This is a genomic window from Streptomyces sp. NPDC059679 (genome assembly GCF_042734105.1).
Lineage (GTDB): Bacteria > Actinomycetota > Actinomycetes > Streptomycetales > Streptomycetaceae > Streptomyces.
Map to the genome: position 1 here is coordinate 77,847 of NZ_JBHWES010000053.1, position 8,818 is coordinate 86,664.

9 protein-coding genes are annotated in these 8,818 nt (G+C 71.0%); 3 read left to right on the forward strand and 6 right to left on the reverse strand.

Annotation, left to right across the window (positions count from 1 at the left end):
- The first annotated feature begins 45 nt into the window (after positions 1–45).
- Positions 46–687 (forward strand): TetR/AcrR family transcriptional regulator, encoded by a 642-nt coding sequence (locus ACFV2X_RS39625; RefSeq protein WP_385626141.1) that lies wholly within the window; start codon positions 46–48, stop codon positions 685–687.
- A 55-nt stretch (positions 688–742) separates the two neighbouring features.
- Here ACFV2X_RS39625 and ACFV2X_RS39630 read toward each other — a convergent pair whose 3' ends face one another.
- Positions 743–1,603: a glycerophosphodiester phosphodiesterase gene (locus ACFV2X_RS39630; RefSeq protein ID WP_385626142.1), complete on the reverse strand. Its 861-nt coding sequence runs from the start codon at positions 1,601–1,603 to the stop codon at positions 743–745.
- A 167-nt stretch (positions 1,604–1,770) separates the two neighbouring features.
- Between ACFV2X_RS39630 and ACFV2X_RS39635 the strand changes: the two genes are divergently transcribed.
- On the forward strand, positions 1,771–2,505 hold the full coding sequence (locus ACFV2X_RS39635) for a bifunctional DNA primase/polymerase (RefSeq protein ID WP_385626143.1): 735 nt from the start codon (positions 1,771–1,773) through the stop codon (positions 2,503–2,505).
- 129 nt (positions 2,506–2,634) lie between these two features.
- Here the strand turns inward: ACFV2X_RS39635 and ACFV2X_RS39640 are convergent, their stop codons facing one another.
- The 5 genes from ACFV2X_RS39640 to map form a co-directional block, all read right to left on the reverse strand.
- Entirely contained in the window at positions 2,635–3,558 is a 924-nt protein-coding gene (locus ACFV2X_RS39640) for a hypothetical protein (RefSeq protein ID WP_385626144.1), read from the reverse strand.
- Positions 3,491–4,471: an iron uptake transporter permease EfeU gene (gene efeU / locus ACFV2X_RS39645; protein WP_385626145.1), complete on the reverse strand. Its 981-nt coding sequence runs from the start codon at positions 4,469–4,471 to the stop codon at positions 3,491–3,493. Before efeU ends, ACFV2X_RS39640 begins: the two co-directional genes overlap by 68 nt.
- Before the next feature lie 34 nt (positions 4,472–4,505).
- The gene (gene efeB / locus ACFV2X_RS39650) at positions 4,506–5,891 is read right to left on the reverse strand and encodes an iron uptake transporter deferrochelatase/peroxidase subunit (RefSeq protein ID WP_385626146.1); all 1,386 of its coding nucleotides are present in this window, start codon (positions 5,889–5,891) and stop codon (positions 4,506–4,508) included.
- A gap of 13 nt (positions 5,892–5,904) precedes the next feature.
- Positions 5,905–7,032: an iron uptake system protein EfeO gene (efeO, locus tag ACFV2X_RS39655; protein ID WP_385626147.1), complete on the reverse strand. Its 1,128-nt coding sequence runs from the start codon at positions 7,030–7,032 to the stop codon at positions 5,905–5,907.
- A gap of 157 nt (positions 7,033–7,189) precedes the next feature.
- Complete coding sequence (map, locus tag ACFV2X_RS39660; RefSeq protein WP_385626148.1) at positions 7,190–8,047, reverse strand: type I methionyl aminopeptidase; 858 nt, start codon at positions 8,045–8,047, stop codon at positions 7,190–7,192.
- A gap of 73 nt (positions 8,048–8,120) precedes the next feature.
- On the opposite strand from map, the gene ACFV2X_RS39665 reads away from it, so the two are divergent.
- On the forward strand, positions 8,121–8,387 hold the full coding sequence (locus ACFV2X_RS39665) for a hypothetical protein (protein WP_385626149.1): 267 nt from the start codon (positions 8,121–8,123) through the stop codon (positions 8,385–8,387).
- Positions 8,388–8,818 lie beyond the last annotated feature (431 nt).

Below are 8,818 nucleotides of genomic sequence, written 5' to 3' on the forward strand. Positions count from 1 at the left end.
CATGAGCCGTATGGATGGTTTAAAGAGGTCGATAGGTTGTCCGCCATGGCCGACAAAGCAGCCGACAAGGCAGCCGACAAGGCGGCGCCCGACTCCGCCCGCCGCAGCGAACGCGCACGCCGGGCGATCCTCGACGCCGCCCTGGAGCTCATCGGCGAGATGGGCTACCCCCGGCTGACCATCGAGGCCATCGCGGCCCGCGCCGGGGTCGGCAAGCAGACGATCTACCGCTGGTGGCCCTCCAAGGCCGCGGTGCTGCTCGACGCCTTCACCGCCCAGGGGGAGACACCCGAGGGCGAGACCCCCGAGGGCGGCGAGCCCGCGCTGCCGGACACCGGGGACCTGGAGGCGGACCTCAAACTCGTGCTGCGGGGGGCCGTCGACCAGATGAACGCCCCCGCGTACGACCTGCCGGCCCGCGCGCTGACCGCCGAGGGCCTGGTGAACCCCGAGCTCGGCGCCCACTTCGTGGCCCGGGTCCTGGAGCCGGGGCTGCGGCTGCTCGCCGAGCGGCTGCGGGCCGCGCAGGAGGCCGGGCAGATCGGGCGGGACGTCGACCCGGACGTCGTCGTCGAGCTGGTGTGCGGCCCGCTGACCCACCGCTGGCTGCTGGGCACCCATCCGCTCAGCCACGACTACGCGGACGCGGTGGTCGATACGGCACTGCGGGGGATCCTCAAGAAGTGAACAGCGAGATCGGCGACAGGTGAACGGCGAGGTCCGCGACAGGTGATCCACGAGGTCAGCGCGCTGTCCGCGTCAGCAGCGTCGGCGCGTCCGAGATGATGCCGCCGCAGCCCAGCCGCAGCATCCGGTCCCGCGCCTCGGGCGTGTTCACCGTATGGGCCCACACCCGGCGTATGCCGGAGGTCACCGCCCGCCGCAGGTCCTTCTTCCGCGCCTGGTAGTCGACGTCCAGCAGATCCACGAACCCCCGCCACATGCGGGGCCGGTCCTCGCGCAGCTGCTGTGCCGAGCGCCACAGCTGCGTCAGCAGCCCCATCCGGTGGGCCTGCCGGGCCACCCGGAGCCGGTTGGTGTTGACGAAGACGGAGCGGGTCAGGCCGCGCTCGTGGATCATCGCGGACAGACGGGGCAGGCTGTCGGGGTCCTTCGCCTCCACCATCAGCACCTTGTGCCTGCCGAAGCGGTCCAGCGCCTCGCCGACGGTCGGCGGCGCCTCGGGCAGCCACAGGCCGGGCAGCTGGGGGCCCGGCCGCAGCCGTATGGAGCGCCACTGGGCGGCGGTGAGCGACTTCACGGGGCCGGTCGAGTACGTCGTACGGTCCAGCGTCGCGTCGTGCATCACCACGAGCGTGCCGTCCCGCAGCATCCTGGTGTCGAAGTCCAGGACCTGGGCGGCGGCCCGCTCATAGGCGGCGGTCAGGCCGGACATGCTGTTCTCGGGGACTTCCAGGGCGCCGCCGCGGTGCGCCACGTAGGTGATCGGCGGGAGCGAATCGGCGGTCGGGAACCCGCCGCGCCGCCCGGACGGGAGGGGCGGTTCGGCGGTCGGCGCGGCGGCCGGTGCGGTGGTCGGCGCAGCGGCCGGCACGGCCAGGGTGAGGACCGCTATACCAGCCAGTAGAGACCTCGTGACCATAAAGGGAACGCTAGGGGCGCCAGTTCGGTTATGCCTGATATCCGCACCCAGAGGGGGGTCCTGTGCACCCCGGATGCGGACACCGGCCACCTCCGGAGCAGGATGGTGGCAGCATTAAGAGCATTGGGTCGGTATTCGGCGGTACCGGTGGGGAAGCGAGGCGGTAGATGGAACGCAAGGGCAGGTTCTCCCAGTGGCTGCGTCGGCCGCGGAGCGGTGCGGGCGGCGACACGGGCACGGGGGCGGGCGCGGCAGGGGCCCGCGAGGATCTGCTCATGGCCGCTGCCGCCGCCGGGTTCCCGCTCGCGCCGGCGGCCCACCCCTCCGGGTACGGCTGTTCCTGCGACCGTATCGGCTGTCCCACCCCGGCCCGGCACCCCGTCTCCTTCGCCTGGCAGACGCAGGCGACCACCGACCCGGAGAAGGTCGCGCGGTGGCTGCGGGGCGACCCCGAGGCGAACTTCATCACCGCCACCGGTATGGCCCACGACGTGCTGGACGTGCCCGTGGCCGCCGGCCGGCTGGCCCTGGAGCGGCTGGGCGAGGCCGGTGTCGAGGTCGGTCCCGTCGCCACCACCAGCGTCGATCACCAGGAGCGCATGCTGTTCTTCACGGCCACCCGTGGCACGCCGGAGGACGAGGACGAGTGGTGGCCGTGTGAGCTGGACTGCCACCCCGAGACGATGGACGAGCACCCCGGGCTGCGCTGGCACTGCCGGGGCAGCTATGTGCTCCTGCCGCCCGCGCGGCTGCCGGGGGACGGCCAGGTGGCCTGGCTGCTCGGCCCGGAGCGGCCGCTGCCGGATCCGCTGTCGCTGCTGGAGTCGCTGACCGACGCGTGCGCCCGGCTCGCGGACGAGGGGCATGAGCACGAGGCGCACGCCTGGCCGATAGGACGCTGACGGGGCGGCGCCGGGAGTCGCCGGGGGAGCGGGGGCTTGCTCAGCGGGCCCTGCTCAGCGGGGCCTGCTCGGCGAGGCTCTGCTCAGTGGGGCCCTGCTCCGTGGGCTCAGCGAAGCCCCACTCAGTGGCTACTCGCCCTTCGCCGCTGTCACGCCCTCCAGCCGGTTGAGGAACACCACCTTCGGGTCCGCCGCGTCCTTCGCCGGTACCCGTACCGCCGACTCCGACACCCGGGTCAAGGTCACCGACTTCTTCGCCTCGCCGGTCATCAGAGCCTTGATCTGCGGAGTGGGGTTGGGCCGGTAGCCCTTGGCCATGGTCTGCTTCTGCCGGTGGTGGGAGGTGAAGAAGACCAGTGCCCCGCCGTCGCTCAGGCGCAGCCCCACCGGGGCGTAGCGGGGGCCCTCCGCGGCCGTGTCGATGTACTCGGTCCAGAACTTCGGGGTGCGCAGGAACTTCTTCCGCGAGGTCCGCAGCCCCGACGTCGCCTGGCTGTCCGCGAAGACCTCGCCCTTGCCGTTCATCAGATAGTCGGTGTACTCGGCGCTGAGCTCATCCGGCCGCGTGGCCAGCTTGGGCGTGGCCCCCTCGGCCGGTACGGGCTTCGCCCAGCCGTCCTTGTCGATCTGGAAGTCCGGCACCTCGTCCTGACTGAGGATCGACAGATACGCGGCCTTCCACGGCTCGTTCGCCCCGTCCCGCGTGAAGACCAGCAGCCAGCGGTTGTCGTCGCGGTTGCTCTCGGTGTTCGCCACGAAGAACTTCGGCCAGCCGACCTGCTTGGGTATGACGTAGCGCGCGTCGCCCAGCTTCAGCGGCGGGTAATCGGGGTTCCCGTCCGGCTTGTCGGCGTGCTGCGCCTTCAGGTCGGCGGCGCTGATGTCCAGCAGCGGGCCGGTCTGGACCTGGCCCGCCAGCGCCGGATCCAGCTCGCTGTAGGACTTGTTGTAGACGTCCGTGAACCGCTTGAGCGCCTTGGGCGCCTCATCCTTCGCGATGGACGGGATGTTCTCCCGCTCGCCGTGCACCGTCATGCAGCCTGTCAGCGTCATCGCCAGCGTCACCGCCGCTGCTGCCGCGGCTGTCGGAACTGCGCACCGCCGACGCTGTGACCTGCGTGTCATCGGACTTGGGCTCCTTCGGGACTGCTCTGGTCGGCGCAACCCTACCGGGGAGCAGGAAGAAGGCGAGCGTGGGGACCAGATACAGCAGCCACACCGTGACCTGCAGAACGGTCGGGTCGGCCTGGAAGTTGAAGACGCCCTTGAGCAGGGTGCCGTACCAGGAGTCCGGCGGGACGGTATCGCTGATGTCGAAGGCCTGGCTGTGCAGACCGGGGAGGAATTCCGCCTCCTGCAAGTCGTGGAAGCCGTACGCGAGCACGCCCGCCGCCACGATGACCAGCATGCCGCCGGTCCAGGTGAAGAACTTCGCCAGGTTGATCTTCAGCGCGCCGCGGTAGAACAGCCAGCCCATCAGCACCGCGGTGAGCAGCCCCAGCACCACCGCGATCAGCGGCTGCGATGTGCCGTCGTCGCTGGTCTTCTGCACCGCCGCCCAGACGAACAGCGCGGTCTCCAAGCCCTCGCGGCCCACCGCCAGGAAGGCGGTCACCACCAGCGCGCCGGTGCCCATCGCGAGCGCCGCGTCCAGCTTGCCGTGCAGCTCGGCTTTCAGATGCCGGGCGGTGCGCCGCATCCAGAAGACCATCCAGGTCACCAGGCCGACCGCGACGATGGACAGCGAACCGCCCAGCGCCTCCTGGGCCTTGAAGGTCAGTTCCTGTGAGCCGAACTGCAGCGCGGCGCCGAAGCCCAGGCTCACCGTGACCGCGACACCGATGCCCAGCCAGACCGGCAGCAGCGCCTTCCGGCGGTCGGTCTTGACCAGATAGGCGACAAGAATGCAGACGACCAGGCTGGCTTCCAGCCCTTCGCGCAGTCCGATCAGGTAGTTGCCGAACACGAGGTTGGCCTTTCTCTTGTTCTTCTCGGGCCGCTCAGGTGAACAGCGCCCGTCCCCACCAGTCGTCCGCGCCGCGGACGCCCGGCGGGACGGCGAACAGCGCCGAACCCACGTGCTGGATGTACTCGTTGAGCGCGTCGTTGCGCGCCAGCTTCTGCTGCACGGGGATGAACCCCTGCCGCACGTCCCGCTGGTACGCGAGGAAGAACAGCCCCGCGTCCAGCCGTCCCAGGCCATCCGTACCGTCGGTGAAGGAGTAGCCGCGGCGCAGGATCCGCACCCCGCCGTTGGAGTCCGGGTGGGCGAGGCGGACATGCGCGGTGGGCAGCATCGCCTTCAGCAGCGGCTCGTCGCGCTCGCGCGGTTTGCCGATGGGCGCGCCCTCACCCTTGGTGCGCCCGAAGACGTCCTCCTGCTCCTTCAGGGAGGTCCGGTCCCAGGTCTCGATGTGCATCCGGATCCGGCGGGCGACCAGGTACGAGCCGCCGACCAGCCACTCGGGGCCGGCCTTGGCCCCGACCCACACATGCTTGTCCAGGGCTGCGGAGTCGGTGCCGGCGATGTTCCGGGTGCCGTCCTTGAACCCCATCATGTTGCGCGGGGTCTGCGCGTCCGGCGTCGTCGAGGACGTCTTGCCGAAGCCCAGCTGCGACCAGCGGATCGCGACCTTGCCCATGCCGATACGGGCCAGGTTGCGGATCGCGTGCACCGCCACCTGCGGGTCGTCAGCGCACGCCTGGACGCACAGATCGCCGCCGCTGCGCGCGGCGTCCAGGTTGTCGCCGGGGAACACGGGCAGGTCGACCAGGGCCTCCGGGCGGCGCCCGGCGAGGCCGAAGCGGTCCTTGCCCTTCTTGTCCTTGAAGAGGGACGGCCCGACGCCGAAGGTGAGGGTCAGCCGGGACGGCTTGAGCCCCAGCGCCTCGCCCGTGTCGTCCGGCGGGGCCTCGGCGAGCCCGCCGACCGCGCCGCCGCCGACCGCGTGGCCCTGCGTCATCCGGGCGGCCGCCTTCGTCCACTCCTTCAGGAGCGCGATCAGCTCGTCGCGGTCGTCGGTGGTGACGTCGAAGGCCGCGAAGTGCAGCCGGTCCTGTACGGCGGTGGAGATCCCGGCCTGGTGCGCGCCGTAGAAGGGCACCGCGGCCCCGCTGTCGGCCACCGGCTGTGTGTCGTCGCCGGAGTTGCCGAGGGCAGCCGCGGCGCCCCCACCCGCCGCGGCGCCCAGCGCGAGCCCGGCGCCGCCCCAGCCGAGCAGCGCGCGGCGGGAGGGGACGGTGCGGCGGGCGGCGGCTGGCTGGTCGTCGGTCGCGGACTGGTCGTCGGTCGCGGGCTGGTCGGCCGCGGACTGGTCGATGTCGGGCCGGTCGGTCGCGGGCTGGTCGCTCGTGGACCGGTCGTCGGTCCGGGGCTGGTCGGTCATGGTCGGCGCGCCCCTACTTCGCCACGGCCGCGGCGAGCTTGGACAGCGGCTCGGCCAGGGCGTTGACCGCGTCCGACAGCTCCTTGCGCTTGGCCTCGCCGACGGTGTCGTACGACACGAACCCGTCGCCCTTGCGGTACTTGTCGAGCAGCTTCTTCACCGCCGCGAACTGCTTGTCCAGGTCCTTGGTCAGGGCCGGGTCGTTCTCCGAGGCCACCGGCTTGAGCAGCTGGTACGACTTCTCGGCGCCGTCGACATTGCCCTCGAAGTCGACCAGGTCGGTGTGGCTGTAGCGCTCCTCCTCGCCGGTGACCTTGCCGGTCTGCACCTCGTCGAGGAGTTCCTTGGCGCCGTTGGCCATGCCGGTGGGGGTGATGTCCGCCGTGCCGACCCGCTTCTGCCAGTCCTTGAGATCCTTGATCAGCTGGTCCGCGAGGGTCTTGTCCTCGGCGGTGATCTTCTTGTCCTTCCACAGGGACTTCTCGAGCCGGTGCCAGCCGGTCCACTTCTGGCCCTTCGCCAGACCGTCCTCGCGGATGTCGACCTTCGGGTCGATGTCGCCGAAGGACTCGGCGACCGGCTCGGTGCGCTCCCAGCCGACGCGCGAGGGCGCGTACGCCTCCTTGGCGGCCTCCAGGTCGCCCTTCTTGACCGCGTCCGCGAACGCCTGCGCCTTGGGCAGCGTCTCGTCGGCCTGGGCCTGCGCGTAGGCGCGGTAGTCGGCCACGGCCTTGTCCAGCTTCGGGTTCCGCTTGGAGACCTTGCCGCCGGTCACGGTCACCTTCTGGCGGATGCCGTGGCCCTTCATACCGGGCTTGCAGGCGATCTCGTAGGTGCCCGCCTTGATCTCGGCGGTGATGCTGGCCTTGAGGCCGGAGCCGATGTTCTCCCGCTCGGTGACGATCCGGTCGCCGGGCGCGTAGACGTACACCTCGGTGACCTTGGAGCCCTTGTTCTCCACCGCGAGCTTGACGTGCCCGGCCGGGAACTTGGTCTTGGAGACCTCGCACTTGTCGTCGGACGCCGTGATCCGGATCGCGTCGGAGCCCTTGGCATCGGACTTCTCGGCGCAGCCGGACACGGCGGCCAGCGAGGCCACCGCCGCGATGGCGGTGACGGCGGAAGAGCGGGCGGCTCTCATAAACGGACTCCAGTCGAGATCGGGCAGCATGCCGACATGGCGGCATGTCGAGACAGGGGCCGGATAGGCCGCCCTAACTTAACTGAGGCTTACCTACCCAGCTCCAGCTCAGCCCCAAGGATTCGTAAGCTGAGAGTAAAAAATGTGCAATACGCCCCTACGGCAGGGTCAGAATCTCCGCGCCTGTGTCGGTCACCACGAGCGTGTGTTCGAACTGAGCCGTCCGCTTCCGGTCCTTGGTGACGACCGTCCAGCCGTCGTCCCACATGTCGTACTCGTAGCTGCCAAGCGTCAGCATCGGCTCGATCGTGAAGGTCATCCCCGGCTTGATCTCGGTGGTGTGATGAGGGCTGTCGTAGTGCGGGACGATCAGGCCGGAGTGGAACGACGAGTTGATGCCGTGGCCGGTGAAGTCGCGGACCACGCCGTAGCCGAAGCGCTTGGCGTACGACTCGATGACGCGGCCGATGATGTTGATACGGCGGCCCGGCTTGACCGCCTTGATCGCGCGGTTCAGCGACTCCCGGGTGCGCTCCACCAGCAGCCGCGACTCGTCGTCCACCTCGCCGCACAGATAGGTGGCGTTGGTGTCGCCGTGCACGCCGCCGATGTACGCGGTCACATCGAGGTTCACGATGTCGCCGTCGCGCAGCACGGTCGAGTCCGGGATGCCGTGGCAGATGACCTCGTTGACGGAGGAGCACAGCGACTTGGGGAAACCGCGGTAGCCCAGCGTCGAGGGGTACGCACCGTGGTCGCACAGATACTCATGCGCCACCCGGTCCAGCTCATCCGTGGTGGCCCCCGGCGCGATCCGGCTCGCGGCCTCCGCCATCGCCCGCGCGGCGATCCCGCCCGCGATCCGCATCCGCTCGATCGTTTCGGCGTCCTGCACCTCGGACCCCGTATACGGCGTCGGGCCCTCTTTGCCGACGTACTCGGGGCGGGGGATCGAAGCGGGGACCGGGCGGGTGGGAGAGAGCTTTCCCGGGACAAGAAGCGACTGGCCAGACATGTCAGCGAGTGTATCGGCGGCGCATCGGGCAGCATGGCGGGAAACAGGCGGAGAAGAGGGCGGGAGGGCCGCGATGGCGCTGTTCAAGAAGCGGGCCGCGGGGAAACCGGGCGAGTGGTACTACTGCATCAAGCACCAGAAGGTCGAGGAAGGCCCGGAATGCCGCGCCGCCGACCGGCTGGGACCCTACCCGACCCGCACCGAGGCGCAGCACGCGATGGAGCTGACCGCGGAGCGGAACGCGGAGTGGGAGACCGACCCGAGATGGCGCGATGAGCCCACGCGGGGCGAGGACACGTCGGGCGAGGGCGAGGGCGAGGGCCCGCGGGGCGCGGGCTGACCGCAGCGGGCCGACGACGCGGCGGAGGCTCGCTGCGTCAGCCCCTTCCCGGCCCGTATGTCCGTGTCAGGCGCGCCTCCGCCGCATGGACCCGCCTGCGCTTACGGGTCCCCGCCCCGCCGGGCGGTGCCCCGGACCGCGTCGGGGGCGCTGGGCCGGGTCGGACCCGCGCCCGGACGACCCGCGGGTCCGCCGGGCCGCACTCGGCTGCGCCGTGGTCCCGTGCGCTGCCGCGGCGCACCTGGCGGCGCCGCGGCCTACCGCCGCGCGGACCGTGTCGCTTGTGGCCGTGTCGGGGCCGCACCCCCGTGGGGCCGCGCCCGGATGACCCGCGGGCCGCGCCCGCCCGCCGGGCCGTGGTCCTGGGGCCTGCCGGGCCGCACTCGGCTGCGCCGTGGTCCCGTGCGCTGCCGCGCTGCTTCGGCGCACCC

Bases quoted from the DNA above. Each gene is read 5' to 3' on its own strand.
- ACFV2X_RS39625 (WP_385626141.1), top strand. From the start codon at position 46: ATGGCCGACAAAGCAGCCGACAAGGCAGCCGACAAGGCGGCGCCCGAC.
- efeO (WP_385626147.1), bottom strand. From the start codon at position 7,032: ATGAGAGCCGCCCGCTCTTCCGCCGTCACCGCCATCGCGGCGGTGGCC.
- ACFV2X_RS39640 (WP_385626144.1), bottom strand. From the start codon at position 3,558: ATGACGCTGACAGGCTGCATGACGGTGCACGGCGAGCGGGAGAACATC.
- map (WP_385626148.1), bottom strand. From the start codon at position 8,047: ATGTCTGGCCAGTCGCTTCTTGTCCCGGGAAAGCTCTCTCCCACCCGC.
- ACFV2X_RS39630 (WP_385626142.1), bottom strand. From the start codon at position 1,603: ATGGTCACGAGGTCTCTACTGGCTGGTATAGCGGTCCTCACCCTGGCC.
- ACFV2X_RS39665 (WP_385626149.1), top strand. From the start codon at position 8,121: ATGGCGCTGTTCAAGAAGCGGGCCGCGGGGAAACCGGGCGAGTGGTAC.
- efeB (WP_385626146.1), bottom strand. From the start codon at position 5,891: ATGACCGACCAGCCCCGGACCGACGACCGGTCCACGAGCGACCAGCCC.
- ACFV2X_RS39635 (WP_385626143.1), top strand. From the start codon at position 1,771: ATGGAACGCAAGGGCAGGTTCTCCCAGTGGCTGCGTCGGCCGCGGAGC.